This is a genomic window from Salinivibrio kushneri, assembly GCF_027286325.1.
Lineage (GTDB): Bacteria > Pseudomonadota > Gammaproteobacteria > Enterobacterales > Vibrionaceae > Salinivibrio > Salinivibrio kushneri_A.
On record NZ_CP114589.1, the window covers coordinates 301,316 to 323,302 of the forward strand.

The following is a 21,987-nucleotide window of genomic DNA, read 5'->3' on the forward strand; positions in this document are numbered from 1 at the left end:
AGCAGTATCTTAACCACCAAGCAACTCAACGTGATCGAGCCCAATCAGCCAACACAAATCGTGTCACGACCTTTGTTCTTCGCATCATACATAAGCTTGTCTGCCCTCACTAATAGTGTGCGAAGCGAGTCCTCTTTTTCTACTTGAGCTAAGCCGACACTCACAGTTAGCAACAAAGCTGGGGCTTGTTCAATGTTTGCGTCTCTCAATTTATCGACGAGACGCGTCATCACCTCGTGAGCCTCACGGCGATGACAGCCAGGGAATGCGAGTAAAAACTCTTCACCTCCCCAACGTGCCACCAAATCACTTTTTCGACATTCGCCTCTTACCAAGTCAGCAAATATAGTCAGCGCTTTATCACCGACATCGTGTCCGTATGTGTCGTTGATGTTTTTAAAGTTATCAAAGTCCACCAGTGCAATACTCAGCGGCTGCTCATCCGCCAAAGCTTGCATTATTATTTGTTTTAGCGCTTTATCAGCGTAGCGACGGCTACAAAGACCCGTGAGTGAGTCCGTATTCGCTAACCGTGTGATTTCTTCTTTGGCTTGCTTTAACTCACTGATGTCCCTCATTCTGGCCAATTCATGCCCAAGCCAGTCAGCAAATAGTTTGATCATTTCATAATCTTGCCGAATAAAAGGACGACAGGGGCTGCCGCTTGAGAAATTGACCGTGCCGTAACGTTGACCGTCGACAAAAATCGGTGCGCCTAGGTACGCTTCTAAGCCAAAGTTTTTAAAACATGGATGCTCAGCTATTTCACTGGAAGAGACATGGTGAAAGCCTTGAACATCGTTGGCTTTGTACACATGACTACAGTAGGTGCCCTTCAAGTCAAATACTGTGCCCTCTTCAATCGCGTCGTCAGGGTGGTGGGCGTGCTTCACGATATAGTCATCATCAATGATCTCACTCACAATACCGATAGGCAGCCCGAACATTTCGCACCCTAATGCCAGGATCTCGAGTGTTCGCTCACGAAATGGTAGCTGTCGATTAGACGTAATACCGTGAAGTTTGTTCAGGCCATACTCTGCCTTAAGTTTGACCGTTTCATCGGTGATAAGCCCAACAATCAGCGCATTGACGCCGTCGTCATTTTTAATGATACCGCCGTTTACCCGGCCTTTAAAAACGTCACCATACTTAGTCAAACAATCGATGTAAAAGGTCTCGTTAGGTTTGTCACTACGGGCGTTGAAGATCACTTGGCCAACACGAAGAAAATCACTTTCATTTACATAAAGTATTTTTGTTGGCTTTTTTTTCACCTCGTCAAGCTTATAACCGAAAACCTCAGTAAAGCTATGGTTTACATATATAATCTCTCGGGATGTATTAGCAATGACAGCCGCTTGGTCTAAGTTATCAAAACTTCTAAAAAGCATGGATAGCTGAGCGGGATTGAAGTACTTCTCTGGCATAATCACGGCTTACAATATCGGACGAATAGATGTAAATAGTAGCCTAATCAACAGGGGTATTTCTACTAAAACTCTGATTAATGAGACAGATATTAAGTTTGTACTCTTTCCCAGCCGAAGGGGCGTGGGAACGAGATAAGCCTATCATTCCACCTCGCAACATTTTATCAGTCAGCTAAACAATGATGAAGATGTAAAAGCGATTGTAACGGCTGCAATTGATTTAGGGCATACACTTGGTATGACAGTGGTCGCTGAATGGATTGAAACCGAAAACCAGAGAAAAATACTGCAAGAATTGGGTTGTGATATTGGGCAAGGTTATCTAGTTGCAGCCGCCATGCCAGAGAGTGAGGCTCGAAGCTGGAATTGGCGATGAGTATGGCGCTGTTACGTAAAATAACAAACCGCTTCAATCATCATCTGTGACCTGTTTTGAGGCTCTGATGATTTTATCGCGGCTCGGATGAACAGTGCAATGATTTAGGAAACAACGCCTTATTGAGCAGGCAATAATGATTGGCCTAACGCTAACATCGACACTTGCGTTTTATATCCTCGCCCTGTCGACGAGGATATAAAGCAAGTTGCTAGGTATCGACTTACTCATCAACTATACGGCTAATAATCCTTGCCACTGTTTCAGGATGTGACACTGGCAACCAATGGCCTGCCCCCGCTACTTTATAAGTTTCTGCAGTACTACATACTTCTTTAATAAGCATTTGCTTGTCTTCCCCACAGGCATTATCCTCACTACCAAAAACCAGATGCGTCGGTATACCACTTTCGGAAAGTGCTGTACGTGTATCTTGGCGTGTACAAGCAAGCTCGGTTTGGCAAGCGTATTGCTCAACAGACAGGTAACCAGCCATATCTAGCAGTAACTGGCGACCTTCACTACCAATATTCTTCTTATCGATATCAGACACTTGCATCATTGCAAGTTCAGTCATATCGCCACTATTCTCTGCTTTTTTCAATAACGCTCGACGCTGACTCTGTGATGCTTCAGGATCCGATAGCGCTGTTGATGACACCAGAACCAGCTGTTCAATACGCTCGGGAAGCAGGCTTAATATTGCCAGCGAGGCAATACCACCAAGAGAGAACCCAACCAGATTAAATTTGTCCGGTAAATCTTCTAATAGGCACTCTATCTCTTGTTGCCAGTTTGGATAAGAACCTAGATATTTACATATAACGGGATTGGTTGAGTCTAGTTTCGATATAACTGATTCCCACACCCGCTCATTACACATTGTCCCCGCTAGGAATACAATTGGACGCCCCATCAGTACCCTCCTACACCACTACTTTTGTTATTGCTCGTATTTGATATATTAGCCACAAAGTTTTGATATGCACTGCGCAATGCACCGGCATCGTTACCAGGCGTAACTAGATCGAATCCTTGGCGTTTTCTTTTTTGTGCATTTTCAAGTCCTGAGCAAAAAATCCCTGTGAATAAGCCACGACATTTAGCTTGCTGCAGGATATGCAAGATAGCCTGCTCTACTCTCTCGCTATCTGACCCAGGCTTATCACCTAAGCTATAGGCTAAGTCGTTGGGGCCAATGTAGATGCCAGTGAGTCCAGGCGTGTCTAGGATTTCATTAAGATTATCAATTGATTGTTGCGACTCTATCATCGCTAGTATCATTATCTCATCGTCGGCATGATGGATATAATCTGCGCCGCCATATGTCAGTCCTCTTGTTGGCCCAAATGAGCGGGTCCCAATCGGAGGATATCGGCAAGCAGACACTAACTCTCGACAAATTTCGGGAGTGTCTACACTGGGGCAAATAATCCCGTAGGCTCCAGCATCTAATACTTTCATCACTGTGCTACTTTCGCAAGAAGGAACGCGTACCAACGGCATCGCGTCAGAAGTGGATACTGCCTGAAAGATATGCACAAGATCAGAAAAGCCGATCATACCATGCTGCATATCTACAGTGACACTATCCACTCCGGTGTGAGCGATGACTTCGGCACAATAACTACTCGGAATTGAAATCCAGCTATTAACCATGGTTTCTTTTGCTGAAAAGCGCTCTAATAATCTGTTTCGTCTCATAATCACTTCGCTAGTAACGTGCTATCTTCAACAATAAGATCGCGTTTAACGACATAACCACTTGCATCAAGAGTGAAGCCTAATTCACGCGCTTGAGCGACAACTCTATCACTAAATTGTGGGCGTTTTCTGTTATCACCAGTAGTAATCATAATAAACTCTGCTTCTTGATCGGTACTGTTACTTATAGTACGCCAAGCATTAGCCGGAATCGAATAGGTATCATCCGTTTCAACACTCACACTTACATCTTGCTCTTCATTAAAAATAAGATCTATTTGACCGCGTGTGACAATGGTAACCATTTTTTCATCAATCTTGAAAGGTCCAACTAATTTATGCGCCGGAACCTTTACCACTTCCATAGTGAAGTTGTGTGGATTAGTAATCGGTGGATGCGAATTTCGGTCTTGGGTGATACCATAACCAATTACTGGTGCAATCGAACATCCATGCCCTGGTATTACAGAGTCGATAAGTGCATGTGAATAGAACTCACGGTTGTTCCGGGTACTAATACGACTTGCCATCGTGTCAAAGTCAACCTTTCTTAAATTGACAAATTCTTCTGTTGGAAAGGGCTGTATCAGTTGATTTTTGTCGTTTGGAAGCTTATCCCCCGCCTCAAGATCGATCAGCATATTGTTTTTTGTGAGATACATGCCTGATTCATTAGCCGCTTGCATGATGTCTGGATGCCAAATTACGCCACCAGTGTCGTCTTCTCCCAAACATGTAAACAACCAGCTTCCATCAGGCCCTGTGTTAGTAAAGCCGCGGAATAACCATGTAGGAACAGACAATATATCCCCTTCTTGTGCGGTGTATTCATATTCACCATATGATCCCCAACGAAAGGTGTACTCGCCATAAGTACACATGAACACTTCTGCGCTAAAGTGGATATGGAGGTTATTTGTCACTCCATTTGGCATTGAAGCAGCACCGACGTTGAACCCATGCTCTTCTCGTAGATTAATCACTTGGTTTTTACTTTGCGTAACGCCAGGGCCTATTAGTGAATAGTTCCCTTTTGGAACAGACCCCGGCAGACGACAGTCAAGAAAAGCCTCAGTACAGGAAACATAATCATCTTTTTTAATTAAACGCTTTTCAGCTTTCTCTTGATTTATATTCATAATGTTCCTCATGAAATTTTTTGTTGATTAGTTAGCCAGCCAAGTCCTGCTTCCGTTGTAGTGGCTGGTCGATATTCACAACCGACCTCACCTTGATAGTCTTTTTGGTCGATTAGCTTAAAAACATAGTTATAGTTTAGCTCACCAAAACTTGGTTCACCTCGTTCGGGAATTCCAGCGATTTGGATGTGGCCAACATAGCTAAAATAGCGTTCGAATAAAGTGCTTACATCACCATGGATAATCTGAGCATGATAAAAGTCAAATTGTAGCTTTACATTGTTACGCTGGATTTTATCAATCAGTCCCACAGCCCTATGAAAGTCAGACAAGTAATAGTTTGGATTGTCTCGCCTATTTAACGGTTCAATAAGCACACATATACCATAAGGTGCAAACTGGTCTGCAGCATAGCGAATGTTTTCAATAAAGACTTGGTCACTAAAACAAAGATCATTACTTTGTTCGATACTACCTGCCATTACATGAATTTTCTTACACTTAAGTTGATTCGCGTATTCAAGTGCTTCAAAAATACTCTCTTTAAACCGGTTTCTATATTGCTCTATCGCAGCCAGGCCTCGTTCTCCCATCTCCCAAATCCCCGGAGGAGCATTGAACATAGCCATACTCAATTGATTTTCATCTAGCCGCTTTTCCAATGAAGCTTTAGTCTCTTGGTATGGAAACATGCATTCCACAAAGTCAAAACCAGCCGACCTCGCTTTTTCAAAACGAGCCTGAAACGGATACTCTTGAAACAACATCGATATATTCGCAGAAAAAGTTGGCATTATTTTCTCATCTTATGTAATTCTTCTTGCTCTGCATCAGTTAAATAGCGGACATCATGGCCTGTTAACATCATTGCCAGTTTAGCACTTTCCTCCAGTTCCTCTGCATTGTCGACTGCATCAGCGATGGACTTTCCACATACAACGGGGCCATGATTCGCCAGCAAAAATGCATCGTTATTCGGGGCTAACGCAGCAAGCTCTTCAGCGATACGCGGGTCACCTGGTTTATAATATGGAACAACTGGAAGCTGCCCCACTCGCATGATGTAGTAAGGCGTAACTGCCTGCAACGCGTTCGAGTAATCAAGATTTTTTAAGCACGACACGGCGGTGAGTGCAGTGCAGTGCAAATGTACAATCGCGCCACATGCGGGCTTTTTCCGATAAATAGCCAGATGAAACTCGATCTCTTTGGAAGGCCGATCGCCACTTAAGTGCTCTCCATCAATCGTCACTACTGATAGTTGGTCTATCTCGAGGCGTCCTAGCGACGAACCAGTTGGCGTTGTCAAGATATCACCGTTCGATAAGCGGAGTGATATATTACCAGCACCACCTACCGCGTACCCTCGGGTAAACAAGGACTCACAAAAATATATAAATTCTTGTTTTAGGGTGTTGTCACTACTCGTCATGGAACATCTCCTGGGCGTTTTTAAAGAAATGGGGTGAACCAAAGTTGCCGGATTTGAGTGCGAGAGCGAAATGACCGTCTAGAGAGAACACCCATGGAACACCCGGTGCGATCTCTTTACCGACTTTTAAGGCTTGTAGCTGGAGCTGTTGCGTCACGATGCCAGACGTTTCTCCGCCCGCCACAATGAAATTAGTGATACCTTGAGCACTTAACAGCCTGGTAAGCTTGGCGAATAATGCTTCGATTGCTGAACCGGCCGATTCGGCATTATATGACCGTTGAATTTCTTTAAGTTTCTGAGAGTCCGAGGTAGCGTAAACTAATGGCGCAAATTGACTTTTTTGCTTCAAGACCCAATCAGCTATAACCTCTGCATATTGCTCATCGCCAAGGCAACGCTCTACTTCAATCTGAAAAGAAGGAGCATGTTCTTGGTATTGATGAACTTGCAGGTTTGTCATTTCAGAGCAGGAACCAGATAGTATTACTGTTGGTGCCGCTTTCGGTACTTGAGTGCTCGGATTAGGCTGACAACTCGCTCGCGATGATAATGAACAGGCAATATGATAGGCTAAACCAGAGCCGCCGGTAACAAGCGGTAATTGTCCCAAACTAGCGGCAATGTTCGCTAGGTGAAAATCTTTAAATGCATCAACAACTGCATACTTGTAATGATCTTGTCGAGCCGCCTGCAAAGCTTCAGTGATTTTTTCCGGCCCTTGCTCAACGATTTCATAGTTTAGTAATGCGGTTTCGCCTTTCGCCTGTGCGTTCATCAGGCGTACAAGATTAGAGTCCCGCATAGGTGTTACTGGATGATGTCTCATTCCAGACTCACTTAGCAACACTCCGTTAACATACAAATTGCCGTTAAAAACACAACGGCCATTAATCGGCAGCGACGGACATACAACGGTGAAAGATGTAGTTAGAGCCTGCATTAGAGCATCTGTTACTGGACCGATGTTACCGTGAGCCGTACTATCAAACGTTGAGCAATACTTGAAGTAGAACTGCACACATCCGGCCTGTTGCAGAAACCGGAGCGCGCCTATTGATTGCTGTACCGCCTCATCGATATCGCAAGACCGCGACTTTAAACTTACCACGATTGCATCAGCATCTATGCTGATGTGCTCTTGTGGTACTCCACTAAGCTGTACTGTCTTGAGCCCACCTTTTACTAACAGGCTTGCTATATCAGTCCCGCCAGTAAAGTCGTCAGCGATGACGCCTATTCGCATTGGTTTCTCCATATAATTTGTCTCTCCACCACTTTGACCAAGACTAACAAAAACAACAAAAATTAACACCACCGTCGTAATCCCAAATTCCACACAAAAAATCACAAAACACCAACAAAAACATAAATATCATATACTTAGTAAAACAACATGAGGTTTATTACACCCAACTACATGTCACTTTTTGTGATGCATACCATAAAAATGTTGCTTATTGTTATTTTAAGCGCGTTAAATGTTGTCTTTGGTTAATGAGTGGTTAAAATCACTATATGCTCAAAGTACAACTACGCAGAGCATAGCCAAAAGAATAAACACGACACACAACCTCGAGGGAACGCGATGATGAAACACACCAGAACTTTATTAGCTGCCTTCACCTGTATGGTGGCACTCCCTAGTGTGGCTGAAACGACGATTAGGATCGGCCATGACAGTCAACCCGGCTCCCCTCTTTCTGAAGCCTTCGACGTGTTTGAAAAAGATGTCGAAAAAGCGTCTGAAGGGGCTATCAATATTGAAGTTTACGGAGGAGGTCAGCTCGGAGGCGTGCGTGAAACCACCGAGATGGTGCAGTCTAACAACTTACAGATGACGACAGCTGCATCTGTTCTTTTGTCACCGATTATTCCTGAGTTCAGCGTCCTAGATACCTTCTACATGTTCGAGGACCGCGAACATGCACACAGAGTACTCGATAGCGAGGCTGGCGATAAGTTGTTGGAAAGTATGGAAAGCAAAGGCTTCAAAGGCCTCGGGTATTTGGAGCTAGGCTTTAGAAACTTTACAAATAATGAAAAGCCTCTCGAGACGATGAGTGACTTCGATGGTCTAAAAATCCGCTCAGCCTCTAACCCAAGCCAAATAAGCGCCTGGAAAGCTGCCGGGCTATCTCCAGTTCCTCTTTCTTGGGGCGAGATCTATACTTCTTTACAACAAGGATTAATTCAGGGGCAAGAAAGTGCCACTGACTCAGTATATACGCAACGTTTCTATGAGGTACAAAAATATCTGTCACTGACAGAGCATATCTATAGCAATCATGTATTGTTTACTAACCCTGATTTCTGGAAATCACTTACAGAAGAAGAACGATCTATCATCGATGATGCTCTCGAAAATTTCATTGCATATCAGCGTGATCTTGCGGGTAAGAAAAACAAAGAAACTCTATCTATCCTTAAAAAAGAGGGGATTAAAATTAACACAGTTCCGCAGGAAACTCGTGACTCTCTAAAGAACGCTCTTAATTCGGCCGTCGCTGACGATATAAAGGAGAAAACTGGGACGGAGCTTTACAACTTAGTAATGGAAAAAACCGAATCATTACGTTAGACCGGAGAAAGGGCATGAAAGTGCCCTTTATATGAAATGTTAAAAAGAGCCATTAACATACTCGACAAATATTTTGAGCCAGTTATTATTGTAGCTTTTACTCTTGGGCTATTTACATTTATTATTCTAGAAATATTATTACGACCTTTTGATATATCCATCTCGTGGTCTGGAGAGGCGGCGCGCTATTTATTTGTATGGGTAATTTATTTTGGCGTTAGCTACGCTATACGTGATGGTCGACACATCCGTGTTCTTGCTTTATCAAATCTTTTACCAACAAAAATAAAAATAACATCCATCATTCTCAGTAATTTTATTTTTCTGGTATATCAAGCAGTGGTTCTTTTCTACTCGATAAAAATTACCGAGAAAAGTTGGCGGCTAGGGCAAGTAGCACCAGCGATGGAAGTTCCAGTGGCTTTGCTTTACTCCTGCCTCATCGTTAGTTCTTTACTATCAATTATCAGGTTAACTAGAACAATAAATCATGACGTTATTAAACTGTGTGCAAGTAGCGTAAAAGACCCTGCTACTTAAACCCTCATCTGGAATTGATCTTATGACAACAACTATTCTATTTGTATCGTTTTTATTGCTTGTTATGATCGGTGTGCCTATTGGTATAGCTCTCGGTTCGGCAAGCATTCTTACTATACTTAACCTACCTTTTCTTAATATCGACTTCTATGTGCAGGGGCTCGTTTCGGGACTTGACTCTTTTCCCTTAATTGCAATCTTATTGTTCACACTGACTGCTAACATTATGAGTAGCGGTGGTATCTCTACGCGTCTTCTTAACCTGTGCCAAAGCTTTTTCGGCCATTACACCGGTGGTCTGGGTGTAGTTGCAATCATGTCTTGCATTTTTTTCGCGTCTGTTTCGGGTACAGGGTCAGCTACAGTCGCAGCAATTGGTTTAACGATGATTCCAATGATGGCTAAGAGTGGTTACGACAAAGCCTATGCTGGCTCTATGATTGCTACTGCGGGAGGCATCGGAGTCATTATACCGCCGAGTGTAGTGATGATCGTCTATGCCATTGTTTCTGGGCAATCTGTTTCAGAAATGTTTATGGCAGGGATAATTCCCGGTGTTGTTGTTGGGCTTTTCTTGCTCACTTACAATTTTTATCAATCTAAAAAGTATGGATACCGTGGCTTATCCGAGAAAGCCTCATGGAGCGAGCGTTGGCAAGCGTTTAATTCAGCTAAGGAAGCCTTGTTTTTGCCTTTTCTTATCTTAGGGGGCATTTATAGTGGGTTATTTACTCCGACTGAATCGGCGGCTGTATCGATCGCTTACAGCCTACTTTTAAGCTTCTTTTACTACAAAGAGTTAACGCTAAAAAGTTTAGCGAAGATGGCTCTCGAGTCGGCTCTTCTAGTGTCAACGGTGCTAGTTATTGTTGGTGCGTCGGTTTCTTTTGGACGAATACTCACCATTGAACGAATCCCAACCCTGATTACTGAGTTTATTCTAGGAATCACCGATAATACGATTCTTATATTACTATGCATTAATCTACTACTGCTAATCATCGGTACATTTTTAGAAACATTAGCTGCTATTGTTATTCTCACACCGATTTTACTACCAGTAACGACCTCTATCGGTATGGATCCAGTTCACTTTGGCATTGTAATGGTTGTTAATCTCGCGATTGGTTTTGTCACTCCGCCTTTAGGCGCTAATTTATTCATGGCTTCTCAGGTCGGCAAGATCCGTTTTGAGGATCTCTCACGCTCTATAATCGGTTGGGTAATAACAATGATTGCGGCTTTAATGCTAATCACGTTTGTTCCAGAATTATCCTTGTGGTTACCAGACTTCATGAAAAATTAACATTTAGTGCCCTATATTTATAGGGCACTTTCGCTCATGTTACTTTAAGTATCTGACTGTTATTGATATAATATAATCATTTAAGATTCTGGTGATGGCTATGATTCCTGCTGCACGACATAGGTTTATACTTGATTTACTCTCTAAACATCAAGTTCTTAGTATTAATGAACTGGCCGAAAAACTTGATGTCTCTAGCATGACAATCAGGAGAGACATCAAAAAGCTAGAAGATAAAGAAGAAGTCAGCTCTGTCTCAGGGGGTGTACAACTAAATAACAACCTTCATAACGAGCCGTCTTACGAAATTAAATCGACCCTGAATTCAGATAGGAAAGGTTCGATAGGGATAGCTGCTAGTAAATTCATTCCTAAAAATACATCAGTTTACCTAGATGCCGGAACAACCTCACTAGAAATTGCGAAGCAAATATCTCATCGAAACGATCTAGTGATAATAACCAACGATTTTGTTATCGCCTCTTATTTTTCACGCAACAGCGAATGCGAAATATATCATACAGGTGGGCGAATAGATAAAGATAATCAATCTTGCGTGGGTAACAAAGTTGCAGATTTTTTATCGGGTATTAATATAGATATAGCTTTTATTTCTACGTCATCATGGAGCCTTAAAGGTATCTCGACCCCGAGCGAGCAAAAAGTTGTTGTTAAACAAGCAGTATCTAAAGCAGCCAAGACTAACATTCTAATAAGTGATTCATCCAAATACGGGCGTGTCGCTACTTTTCATGCCATTGATATAGAAAGTTTTCACACTATAGTTACAGATAACGCATTTCCCAACAACGCGGTCAACGAGTTGGAAAAAAAAGGTATAAAGGTAGTCAAAGACAATGTTGAATTTATAAATAAAACGTAAAAAAACAAGAGAATTTATATTACCTTCACTTCTTTTTAGAGCCTGAAATGCCTTATTTTTTCGAAAGCACTATTACGTCGTTATCGATAGTTGCACCTATATTCTTTATTCTTTTTCTAGGCTACACGATAAAAAAACTCAATTGGGTTAATGATGGATTTGTAGATAGCGCTGCAAAAATAGTTTTTAATATTGCGCTTCCTTCTTTATTATTCGTAAATATATCCAAATCGGATCATGACTTTTCTAAGTACATAGACTTTCTCATATTTTCAATTTTTTCTTCTATGCTTTTCTTTTGTTTTTCTTTTCTTATTATAATAAAAATAATTAAAGGGAGTAGTATTCAAGGAGTTGTTACCCAAGCTAGCTTCCGCTCTAATACAGCTATTGTCGGCATCGCTTACATTGATAATGCGTTTGGTAATCAAACCCTCGCCTTAGCAGCACTCTATGTCGCAGCGACTGCAATATTATATAACATACAAGCGATAATTTGTTTATCTTCTGGAACATCTAAATTCACCCTAAAAAGTACAAAAAATCTCGTTCTCAACCTCGGAAAAAACCCCCTAATCATCGCAATTTTATTGGGACATCTAGTATCCGCTTCTAGTTTGTCCACGCCCTCAATACTTTATGACACGCTCAGCTATCTATCTAATTTGGCACTGCCTCTTGCGCTTTTGTGTACCGGGGCCAGTTTGAATTTTAGAATGATGAAAAAAGAAAAGATCCCTACTTGGTTTGCGACAATTAATAAACTGATTATAGCACCTATATTTTTTACCTTTACAGGGTATTTATACGGATTTGAGGGATCTGAGCTAGGCATTCTATTTTTTATGAATGCCGCTCCAGTTGCCGCTTCAAGTTATGCCATGACAAAGTCATACGGTGGAGATGCAACATTAAGCGCTAATATCATCGGACTCACGACGCTAATATCGAGCATAACTGTTTTTACTGGTTCATCTATATTGAAAATGGCGGGGTTGATGTAAGGTACTGAGGGACCCCTGATGATTTAGATAAAAATCATTAAGTTAAGGTAGATGTACATCCAGCGGCTTTTCTTTCTTCGGAATATCTCGGCATAGTGTCCTCCATTAGCTCTCCATTGCTGGATTTTAGGGCGATTCAATATCTGGACAACTATCCTGACACCGGGGGACCAACCGCTATAAAACCATAGCGACGTGCTAGTTCCCAAGGTCGGTTATCGCCAAACGAGGCATAGAATTCTCCATTCCATGGTTCCTTTCGCGCTTTTTTCACACTCGTTTGAGGAGTTTTATCTGGATCAATCATCCAAGCTCGGCTTAGATATTGATTACCTAGATCTTCGAACGCAGCAAAAAACATTGCGTTAATCGACAGCTGTGTATGTTCATTTAAATAGTTAATGATGCGCTCACTACTCGTATCTAACTGAGTTGCCACGATCACCAATTCATGGTTCTCATTCAAACTGACACTATCCAATGTGATACCAAATTTATCTTCAAATGCTTCTTCGAGAGAAGCATGCGGCCGCTGGTAACTTTTAGCAAAACGTTGGTAGATCTCGATCAACTGATAATCAGCCAAAGTAACAACCCAAGACGCATAATCAATCGCCTGAGCAACAACATCTCGAGGTGTCTTATCACGCTTGAGTTCGATGACGATAACCGTGCCATTGGCATCAATTGCTAAAAGATCGATATACTTATCAAAGTCTGTTCGCACCTGTCGGCCAATAAGCAACCAGTCTTGGCTAAGAATTGATATATCTTTCGTTATTTGCTCTTCCAACATCCCTTCATCCGCCAGCCCTTGAGGCTTTAGCTTCTCCGGTTTGTCGCCAAGCTTCCATATCCCCTGCTCAATAGCCATTTATATTTTCCTTAAATCTTATTAATTTTCTGTGGACGAATTTGCGTCTCAAATTCATCCATCAAAATAATTTTCTCGATCAGCTTTTCTTTGATAAACGGGTAATCATATTCGCCGATACGAACCTGGTAGCAACGATAAGTGTTTTTTATTTCATTCCACGGTTGCTCGGTGTCTTCTTTGCAAAAATGCGCATCTGCAATGCTACGTCGCTCGTTATTTGTGATCTGTGCGGAGTAGAAATTGATCACAATTTGCTTTTCGTCACGCCCATCAAGATAAAGCACGATATCCGATTGAACCACCCAATTAACACCGGCGAAACGAATAGCCGGATACCCATGCCAGTTATCAAGGGTGGGTTTCAGCTCTGGTTTTACCGCGTTTTGCAGATCGTGCAGTAAAGCACTCTGCAGCGACTTAATTGCTTTTTCTTGCAACGTTTCTGCCGCTTTAAAGTCAGCTAGGTGATTCACTACAAAGCTGACACTTTCGTGATCAAGAGTGGGTTGTTCCATCACGTTCTCCAAATGTAAAACGAATTCTCGCAGAAAAATCGACCATTTATTCAATGGATGTTGCAGGAAGTGATCAGCGAGTTTTGCTTTGATGGCTGACGTGAAGGTGCGGTAGCTAATACCAATCCAGTTCGGTCTTGCTACCTCACCGGTTGGCGATAGAACCACATACAGCGGCTTTTTGTCGCCAATGCGGGGGTCGTTTTTGTTGTCCTTGACGAACCGTTCATACTCATCAAACGGATTATTCTGCTGGTGAAAAATCTTGTTTTCTATGACCATTACCCAGTCTTGGCTCTCCAGCACTAAGTCAATGCGCTTTCCGGAGGCTGTCACCACTTCCCGTTGTGGACTCCCAACCAGTGTTGTATCTAGCCCACTGCATGTTTCCGAGCAGCTAAACAATGCTTTTAAGACCAACGAGCCAAAGCCATGCACTTCGCGCGTATCTAAGAAAAAAGCGAGTAGGTCTGTTGTGGGGTTCTCGTAATATCCTCGACTGCCAACATCAAAGATTGTTTTCTCGCTCTCATAGAGCGCAGGCAGCGCTTTTATCTCTTTCAATAAAGCTTTAACGCGATCATAAGGGGCTGCTTCCATACTCAACCTATGTTGGTTTCCTTTCTGTTCATTGCTCGTTCCCACGCTCCTGCGTGGGAATGCATATCAAAGTTATCCCCTAGCAATCATACTTTTCCGCCAACGCCTTTAAACTTATCGACAAACGCAGCAATTTTCTGGAGGACGGTTTGTTTTTTGGTCAGGTATTGTGGGTTTAACGGGCTCATCTTAGGCAATAGGCTGTTGAGTTCCGTACCTTGCTCGCTGGCGTATTCGCGTTTGAGTGAAGTTGTGATGTAGCGCTTTGCCTCTTCGGATTTAAGGTTTTCTTCCTCGATAAGCGCTTGCGCCTCACGCATTTGTTCCGCTTGTGCAAAGCTAAAGAAGGCTTCAATCACGCTGGCTTTCTCACCCAGCTGATCGAGATCGGTTTGATTAATAAAGTCCACCACCAAGCTTTCTTTGGCGCGGTTGCCGATACTGGCGCGGATCACCCGACGCACTTCATCCACCAAATCGGCTTTGCTTTTGGTCTTTTTATTGTGCTCAAAAATCAGCTCAAGAATGTAATCGAGATTGATTTCTTGCGACTTGAGCAAATCCACCTCAAACTCCACATCATCCCAATCAAGGGTTGATTCGGATTGGTTTTGCGCGGCTTTTTCGCGGCGTTGCCAATCGCGAATGTCATTGTAGGCTGAGCGGTAGTCTTGCAACTTACGGTCTGACGGCAAGCGAATGGTCTGCATCTCGGCCAGCTTCTCGTCATCCACATGATGCTCGCTCTTAAACGCTTCGACCGCTTCAGGATCACTGGTGTCCACACTTTGCAGCGCTTTCAGGCTCGAAAATTCATCATAGTTTTGTAGCAAGTTCTCGACCCGCAAGTACTCACCAAACACTTTGGCGAAGGCTTTTTTCTCTTTCTCTGTTTCAATGTCAGCCGGATCGGGGAAGTTTTGCTCCAAATCGGAGACCACCTCCATAAAGCCGCGTTTAGCTTTACCGGTGATCACGTCGGTAAAGCCTTCCATGTATTCCTGATAACTTTTTTCCAGCACCACATTTTTGGTATTTTTATCACCAAATAGGGTGATGGCATCGACGGTCGCTTTTTCTAGATCTCGGAAAGTGACGATATTACCGAACGCTTTGGTGGCATCGTAAATCCGATTAGTGCGTGAAAATGCCTGCATTAAACCGTGATAGCGCAAGTTTTTATCCACAAACAAAGTATTGAGTGTTGGCGCATCAAAACCGGTCAGGAACATGCCGACCACAATAATCAGGTCGATCTCTTTTGCTTTTACCCGTTTCGCGAGATCGCGGTAATAGTTTTGAAAGCCATTGCTATCGACGCTGTATGTGGTTTTAAAGTACCCGTTGTAATCTGCAATTGCGGCGCTTAAAAACTCCTTGGCACTCGAGTTCATAGCCGATACATCAAAGCTTTCGTCTAAAATCTCACCAACCGCATCCTGCTCTTCATTGGCGGCATACGAAAAAATTGTTGCAATCTTTAATGGTCGATCACTGTCTTTTTGCAACGCATTCAGTGTTTCGTAGTAGAGCTTAGCCGCCTCGACACTGCTCACCGCAAACATGGCATTGAACCCTTGGTTGTTACCATTCAAGCGGTGTGTCTTTTGCCGGTAGTGTTGCAAAATATATTGTGAAATCTCGCGTATACGCTCTGGGTGCTGCAGGGCTTGTTTATTCTCTGCTGCATTGAGCTTTTTTTCATCGTGCTCGGTTTCTATGGCCTTAAATTTTGGCCGGACGTCGTTGTAGTCCACCTTGAATTTGAGCACTTTTTCATCCCGAATCGCATCAGTGATGACATAAGAGTGCAGCTCGCGGCCAAACACGCTGGCGGTGGTTTCAGCGCCCAAGGCGTTTTGCGGAAAAATTGGTGTGCCGGTAAAACCAAATTGGTAAAAACGCTTGAATTTTTTCTGCAGGTTCTTTTGCGCTTCACCAAACTGACTGCGGTGGCATTCATCAAAAATAAACACAACCTGCTGATTGTAAACAGGCAACTTGCCTTCACTTTTCATGAGGTTGTTGAGCTTTTGGATAGTAGTGACGATGATCTTGTTATCATCTTTATCCAGATTACGTTTAAGACCAGCAGTGCTGTCAGAGCCATTCACACTGTCCGGTGAGAATCGCTGGTACTCTTTCATGGTCTGGTAATCAAGATCTTTACGATCTACCACAAAGAACACCTTATCGATAAAGTCCAGCTCTGTGGCAAGCCGTGCTGCCTTAAAGCTGGTTAAGGTTTTTCCCGACCCCGTGGTATGCCATATGTAACCACCGCTTTCAGGCGTGCCCCAAGTTTTTGCTTCATATGAGCTTTTTACTTTCCACAAAATGCGCTCAGTGGCGGCAATTTGATAGGGGCGCATCACCAGTAAGGTATTGTCGATATCAAACACTGAATAGTGCAGTAGCACATTCAACAATGCGTGTTTTTGGAAAAAGGTAGCCGTAAAGTCTTTCAGATCTTTAATCAGGGTATTATCGGCTTGCGCCCAGTTCATGGTGAAGTCAAAGCTGTTTTTATTGCGCTTCACCGTGTTGGCAAAATAGCGTGTATCTGTACCATTGGAAATCACGAACAGCTGTAAATACTTATACAGCGAGTTATCACTGTTGAAGCTCTCTTTGCTGTAGCGATGCACCTGATTAAAGGCTTCGCGAATAGCGACTCCGCGTTTTTTTAGCTCGATTTGTACCAGCGGCAGGCCATTTACCAGCACAGTGACATCATAGCGATTGGCATGGCTGCCGGTTTGCTCAAACTGCTTGATGACCTGAACTTTGTTTCGCGCAATGCGCTTTTTATCAACCAGATAGATGTTTTGAATGCGGCCATCATCAAACACGAAGTCGTGAATATAATCGTCGTGAATCTTACGGGTTTTCTCGACAATGTTGTCGCTTGGCTTATCTAAATAGGTTTCGACAAAACGCTGCCACTCGGCGTCTGAAAAGGTGACATTGTTCAAGGTTTGCAGTTGCACGCGCACATTGGCGAGCATGGCGTCTGGACGAGTTAATGCTGGTACGAATTCATAGCCTTGATTGACAAGATCTTGAATGAGCTCTCGCTCTAGCGCGTCTTCACTCTGGTAGCTTTCCGCTACCTGGCCCACCTTTTCATATTGGCTTAATACAATAAAGTGATTAGCTTCGGCGATGGTGTTGTAATGTGTCACGATTGAACCTCCCAATGGCCGGCTTTATCAGAGCCGACCCGTTTAATCCTTTGCGCTTGCTGTAACTTGGCCAAGGCACGGCCAATGGTGCGAATGTCTTTGCCGATCCGCTCGGCCAGCTGCGGCCGCGTGAGCGTGTTATCGGCCGCTAGCAGGGCGATGATGGCCTCCGGCGTCTTCAAGCCTTGAATATCCACCGCATCAATATCATTTACAGGGGCGCTTTTGCTCTCGTTCCCACGCTCCTGCGTGGGAACGAGTAATCAACCATTTTGTTCTTCCTGCTGCCAAAAGCCGTAATTGCTAACCAAGTGGTTCAGTAGCAAGCCTACCATCTTTTTTTCCGGCCCACTGGGTTCGGTGACGACTTCATTCGACAATGTGGAATGACTGGTAAACTGAATAATACGGTTTAAGTACGCCTGCTTGTCATCGGGCAAGAGTTCTGACCATTTTGGATAACCCAGAAAACTCGCGGTCTTTTCGTACAAGTTGCGCAATAGCGTGAAGTGGTACTTCTGTACGGTGTTTTCAGCGATGGCTTTTTCCAGGGTCTGCTTCAAATACAAGTGATAGGAGAAGCTCTTATTAGAATCGCCGTGCTTATCCAGCAGTGCAAAGGTGCCATCTTCAAACCGCTCCAACAGATAACAGGCTTTACCGTTTAGCTCGTTGTAGATTACGTTATAAAAAAGCGGGCTGTGGGTAGTGATAATGAACTTTAAATTAGACTTGCTGGCCTTGATCAGTCCTGCCAGATTAACGGCCAGTTCGATCAGGTGATTTTCGTCCAATGAACTCACTGGGTCATCAATAAACACGTACTCCAACTGATCAAATTGCCCAGTCTCACGATTCTCTGGCTCTGCTACGTTGAGAATAGTAATCACCTGATCCAGCAGCGTATAGAAAACACTCCAGATAAAGTTACTTTCTTCCCCCTTGGATATTTTCAGGGGCTCTGTGCCTTTATCGTCACCTCGTTCCAGAGTAAAGGTGACTTCGGCATAGTCTTCACTGAATTGCGGGGTTAACTTATCGTTGGCGAAATGTTGAAAGTACTTAACGATATTTGCATCTTGCCCAAGGTCTTTCAGCAAGGTGAGCACCCACTCGGTATAGCTATTCGGCTGAATTTTCAGCTTTGGGGCAGCATCCTCTTCTAAATCGTTATCCCAGTAAAAGAGATCCTCGGTGAATGCGTTGTAGTAGAGGATTTTATCCCGTGACGAAATGGCTTCGTCATCATCGCCATTACCTTTCGGTGCAACCAGTTGCTTAAACTCACGAGAAAGGCGGGTTTTACCCATACCGTTGAAGGCGTAAATTAGCTGTACTTTCGGCACTTGCCTGACTACTTCGACTTCAGTGGTCTTCTTATTCTTCACCTTTCTTGGCGCATTTAAATGCTCAGCAATCTCCTTTAACGTCTTGCTCATATCATGCCGCCTCGTCACTTGGCTTCGGGAAACTCAGCAGCAAATCGCGGTAATACTGGTATTGTTTCTGACGCAGCTCAATTTCTCGGGGTAAACCTTCTGTGAGAGAGATGGTGAGCGCGTCAAACTTGTCGAGAATCGAAACGATTCGCGCTTGTTCAGCAAGTGATTTTTCAGGATCTTCCGCATAGGGGATAGGCAGCTTAAAGTTTTTTATAATAGTAGAGTTAAGGTCTCCTCTCGCACCTTGCCCAAGTGATTTAATATTTTCATAGTTAAAGCTTACCCAGTGAAAAACATAACGATACAAAGCTTTAGTACTATCAATTTCCAAGCAGCCACAGTGCTGATTAGTCGTTAGCGGTATTTTATTGATTGCAGACCTGCCTGCCGTAGCTCCCGAAATAGCAATAATCACGCAATTTTTAGGAATCCATTTGGTTGATGAGTTTCTCAGAGCAGCAGGAGTTATCTTAACTGCTGTGTCTTGGATATCTGAAAACTTAACCTCGTTGGTTCTTAACCATGGAATATCGCCACCATCGTAATACTCTGGATTTCTAGCGGTTGGAGTCCCACCTGAGTACCATTTCTTTGTCACATATCCCAACGTCTTCCACTCGACTTCCCCTTCTTCGAACGTGAACAACTGCTCACGATAGTAGTTGTATTGTTGTTTACGGGCGTTAAGCTCGGTGGTTAGCTCGGTGGTTAGCTCGGTGGTTAGCTCGGTGAAAGTGTCGAGTATGCGTACGATCTCCGCCTGAATTGCTAGCGATTTTTCGGGATTGTTTGGGCAAGGGATGGGGACGAGTATTTTGGCTAGGTTGTCTTTCGACACTCTCTTAACTTTCGCCCCTGTTATATATTTCTTTTTACTGGATTGAAATTCTGTAGTTTTTATACAGTACGTTAAATACTTTACGTTCTGATCATGACGAAAAATCATCATGTCGCCAGATATTGCAACTGAGTCACCCAACCACGCTAACGGCTTGACAACATCCTCATCATTCTCAGATGTAGTAGCTAGAAGGAGATCATTTTTCTTAGCTTTTTTAAGTTTGGTAGCTAACTCACTGGATACGAATGTAAACGTCTCTTTTGCTTCCAATCCATATTTTGTATAGATTTGTCCATAATGGATTGCAGGATATCCACTTTCTACAAAGTCTTTTTTTTGCAGACCTCCACCACGAATAAATTGACCGAATTCACCAAGGGGCAACCACTCAACCTCAACGCCATCCAGCAATTTATCCAAAAAGCTCAACTGACTCATGCCTCGCCTCCTTCAATTTCCGCGACAATGGCATCAATCTCAGTGCGTAGCTGGTCGATTTTGGTCACCGTGTTTTTTAGCTCGGCATTCAGCGCGGTGATATCAATCTGCTCGCGGGTATCTTCAGCTTCGACATAGCTGCTGACTGAGAGGTTGTAGTCGTTAGCGGCCACTTCTTCCAAGGGCACTGAACGGGCCAGATAATCGATATTTTCTTTGCTATCAAACACGGCCATGATTTGAGCAATATGTTCATCGGTCAGGATGTTGTTATTGGTTGCTTTTTTAAACAAGCCGCTGGCATCAATAAATTGGGTGTCCGTGTTGGGTTTGTTTTTCGCTAGCACCAAGATATTTACCGCAATGCTGGTGCCAAAGAACAAGTTAGGCGCCAGTGAAATCACGGTTTCGACATAGTTGTTGTCTACCAAATATTGGCGAATCTTCTTTTCCGCGCCGCCGCGATAAAAAATACCCGGGAAGCAAACAATGGCAGCGCGCCCTTTGCCTGACAGGTAATGCAGCGCATGAAGCACAAACGCAAAATCGGCTTTTGATTTGGGCGGCAGCACTCCCGCCGGCGCAAAGCGATCATCATTAATCAAGGTGGGATCATCACTGCCAATCCACTTCACCGAATATGGCGGGTTAGACACAATGGCATCAAACGGCTTTTGATCGCGTAGTTTTGGGTCGGTCAGGGTATTGCCCAACTGCATATCAAACTTGTCGTAGTTAATGTTGTGCAAAAACATGTTCATACGTGCCAAGTTGTAGGTAGTGTGATTGATCTCTTGTCCGTAAAAGCCGTCTTCGATGATGTGATTGTCAAAGTGCTTTTTGGCTTGCAACAACAGTGAGCCAGAGCCAGCAGCGGGATCGTAAATCTTATTCACACTGGTTTGCTTGTGCATTGCCAGCTGCGCAATCAGTTTAGAGACATTTTGCGGAGTAAAAAACTCACCGCCCGATTTACCTGCATTCGCCGCGTAGTTAGAGATTAGAAACTCGTACGCATCGCCAAAAAGATCAATTTGGCTGCTTTCACCATCTTCAAAAAAAGCGTGACCAAAATCTAGCCCGGCGACACCTTTGATCACATGCGCGAGGCGGGTGTTCTTGTCTTTTACTGTGCTACCGAGTCGATTACTGGTGGTGTCAAAATCAGCAAACAAGCCTTTAATGTCGGATTCGGACGGGTAACCGTTGGCGGAGTTCTCAATATCGAAAAATATATCGGCAAGATCGGTATTCAAGTGCTCGTTGTTATATGCATCTTTGGCCACGTTACTAAACAGCTGGCTTGGATAGATGAAGTAGCCTTTGGTTTTGATCGCATCATCTTTGATCTCTGGCGTAATGACCTCGTCGGGCAAGCCGGCATAGTTGACGCTCTCATCGCCCGCTTCAATGTAGTTCACAAAGTTCTCGCTCATAAAGCGGTAAAACAGCGTACCCAGTACGTAATGCTTAAAATCCCAGCCATCGACGGATCCACGCACGTCGTTAGCAATGGCCCAAATTTGGCGTTGTAGTGCGGCACGTTGTTGGGTGCTTGTCATAGATTGTCTCGTTTGAATGTGGTGTTCTGAAATATCGTGAGTTGGCTCGATTTTACCATAGAAAACATAGCGCAAAAGGCGCATTGATTGGTTTGGGCTAAGAATGTGACGGGGCGGCAGCCGTATGCG

At 43.6% G+C, this 21,987-nt stretch carries 20 protein-coding genes; 6 read left to right on the forward strand and 14 right to left on the reverse strand.

Annotation, left to right across the window (positions count from 1 at the left end; all coding sequences use genetic code 11):
• Positions 1-44 precede the first annotated feature (44 nt).
• Positions 45-1,430, reverse strand: a complete 1,386-nt coding sequence (locus tag N8M53_RS14230; RefSeq protein ID WP_269580507.1) for a diguanylate cyclase — start codon at positions 1,428-1,430, stop codon at positions 45-47.
• A gap of 217 nt (positions 1,431-1,647) precedes the next feature.
• Here N8M53_RS14230 and N8M53_RS14235 point away from each other — a divergent pair, with 217 nt between their 5' ends.
• Positions 1,648-1,809 (forward strand): EAL domain-containing protein, encoded by a 162-nt coding sequence (locus N8M53_RS14235; RefSeq protein WP_269580532.1) that lies wholly within the window; start codon positions 1,648-1,650, stop codon positions 1,807-1,809.
• Between the two features lie 223 nt (positions 1,810-2,032).
• Here N8M53_RS14235 and N8M53_RS14240 read toward each other — a convergent pair whose 3' ends face one another.
• From N8M53_RS14240 to otnK, 6 genes are read right to left on the reverse strand one after another with little or no spacing between them, the layout of a single operon-like run.
• On the reverse strand, positions 2,033-2,725 hold the full coding sequence (locus N8M53_RS14240) for an alpha/beta fold hydrolase (RefSeq protein ID WP_269580508.1): 693 nt from the start codon (positions 2,723-2,725) through the stop codon (positions 2,033-2,035).
• The gene (locus tag N8M53_RS14245; RefSeq protein WP_102504834.1) at positions 2,725-3,513 is read right to left on the reverse strand and encodes an HpcH/HpaI aldolase family protein; all 789 of its coding nucleotides are present in this window, start codon (positions 3,511-3,513) and stop codon (positions 2,725-2,727) included. Before N8M53_RS14245 ends, N8M53_RS14240 begins: the two co-directional genes overlap by 1 nt.
• A gap of 2 nt (positions 3,514-3,515) precedes the next feature.
• Entirely contained in the window at positions 3,516-4,652 is a 1,137-nt protein-coding gene (locus N8M53_RS14250) for a hypothetical protein (RefSeq protein ID WP_269580509.1), read from the reverse strand.
• Between the two features lie 8 nt (positions 4,653-4,660).
• Entirely contained in the window at positions 4,661-5,446 is a 786-nt protein-coding gene (otnI, locus tag N8M53_RS14255; RefSeq protein ID WP_269580510.1) for a 2-oxo-tetronate isomerase, read from the reverse strand.
• Entirely contained in the window at positions 5,446-6,084 is a 639-nt protein-coding gene (locus N8M53_RS14260) for an aldolase (RefSeq protein ID WP_102504831.1), read from the reverse strand. Before N8M53_RS14260 ends, otnI begins: the two co-directional genes overlap by 1 nt.
• Complete coding sequence (otnK, locus tag N8M53_RS14265) at positions 6,074-7,330, reverse strand: 3-oxo-tetronate kinase (RefSeq protein WP_269580533.1); 1,257 nt, start codon at positions 7,328-7,330, stop codon at positions 6,074-6,076. The genes N8M53_RS14260 and otnK overlap by 11 nt, the downstream gene beginning before the upstream one ends.
• Before the next feature lie 342 nt (positions 7,331-7,672).
• Between otnK and N8M53_RS14270 the strand changes: the two genes are divergently transcribed.
• From N8M53_RS14270 to N8M53_RS14290, 5 genes are all read left to right on the forward strand, one after another.
• Positions 7,673-8,665: a TRAP transporter substrate-binding protein gene (locus N8M53_RS14270; RefSeq protein ID WP_102504829.1), complete on the forward strand. Its 993-nt coding sequence runs from the start codon at positions 7,673-7,675 to the stop codon at positions 8,663-8,665.
• 36 nt (positions 8,666-8,701) lie between these two features.
• On the forward strand, positions 8,702-9,205 hold the full coding sequence (locus tag N8M53_RS14275; RefSeq protein ID WP_269580511.1) for a TRAP transporter small permease: 504 nt from the start codon (positions 8,702-8,704) through the stop codon (positions 9,203-9,205).
• A 22-nt stretch (positions 9,206-9,227) separates the two neighbouring features.
• Positions 9,228-10,511 (forward strand): TRAP transporter large permease, encoded by a 1,284-nt coding sequence (locus N8M53_RS14280; RefSeq protein ID WP_102504827.1) that lies wholly within the window; start codon positions 9,228-9,230, stop codon positions 10,509-10,511.
• 100 nt (positions 10,512-10,611) lie between these two features.
• On the forward strand, positions 10,612-11,394 hold the full coding sequence (locus N8M53_RS14285) for a DeoR/GlpR family DNA-binding transcription regulator (protein WP_269580534.1): 783 nt from the start codon (positions 10,612-10,614) through the stop codon (positions 11,392-11,394).
• 47 nt (positions 11,395-11,441) lie between these two features.
• Complete coding sequence (locus N8M53_RS14290; RefSeq protein WP_269580512.1) at positions 11,442-12,398, forward strand: AEC family transporter; 957 nt, start codon at positions 11,442-11,444, stop codon at positions 12,396-12,398.
• Positions 12,399-12,549: 151 nt separating this feature from the next.
• On the opposite strand, the gene N8M53_RS14295 is transcribed toward N8M53_RS14290, so the two are convergent.
• The 7 genes from N8M53_RS14295 to N8M53_RS14325 all read right to left on the reverse strand — a co-directional run bounded on the left by N8M53_RS14295 (position 12,550) and on the right by N8M53_RS14325 (position 21,858).
• Positions 12,550-13,272 carry a hypothetical protein gene (locus tag N8M53_RS14295; protein WP_269580513.1) on the reverse strand — a complete coding sequence of 241 codons (723 nt, stop codon included), beginning with the start codon at positions 13,270-13,272 and terminating at the stop codon, positions 12,550-12,552.
• An 11-nt stretch (positions 13,273-13,283) separates the two neighbouring features.
• A complete protein-coding gene (locus N8M53_RS14300) occupies positions 13,284-14,390 on the reverse strand; it encodes a PD-(D/E)XK nuclease family protein (RefSeq protein ID WP_269580514.1) in 1,107 nt (368 codons plus the stop codon).
• A gap of 86 nt (positions 14,391-14,476) precedes the next feature.
• Complete coding sequence (locus tag N8M53_RS14305) at positions 14,477-17,575, reverse strand: type I restriction endonuclease subunit R (RefSeq protein ID WP_269580515.1); 3,099 nt, start codon at positions 17,573-17,575, stop codon at positions 14,477-14,479.
• Positions 17,572-17,772, reverse strand: coding sequence for a winged helix-turn-helix transcriptional regulator (locus N8M53_RS14310; protein WP_269580516.1), 201 nt, complete (start codon positions 17,770-17,772; stop codon positions 17,572-17,574). Before N8M53_RS14310 ends, N8M53_RS14305 begins: the two co-directional genes overlap by 4 nt.
• Positions 17,773-17,838: 66 nt before the next feature.
• Positions 17,839-19,014, reverse strand: a complete 1,176-nt coding sequence (locus tag N8M53_RS14315) for an anticodon nuclease (protein ID WP_269580517.1) — start codon at positions 19,012-19,014, stop codon at positions 17,839-17,841.
• A 1-nt stretch (position 19,015) separates the two neighbouring features.
• The gene (locus N8M53_RS14320; protein WP_269580518.1) at positions 19,016-20,296 is read right to left on the reverse strand and encodes a restriction endonuclease subunit S; all 1,281 of its coding nucleotides are present in this window, start codon (positions 20,294-20,296) and stop codon (positions 19,016-19,018) included.
• Positions 20,293-21,858, reverse strand: a complete 1,566-nt coding sequence (locus tag N8M53_RS14325; RefSeq protein WP_269580519.1) for a type I restriction-modification system subunit M — start codon at positions 21,856-21,858, stop codon at positions 20,293-20,295. Before N8M53_RS14325 ends, N8M53_RS14320 begins: the two co-directional genes overlap by 4 nt.
• Positions 21,859-21,987: the final 129 nt, after the last annotated feature.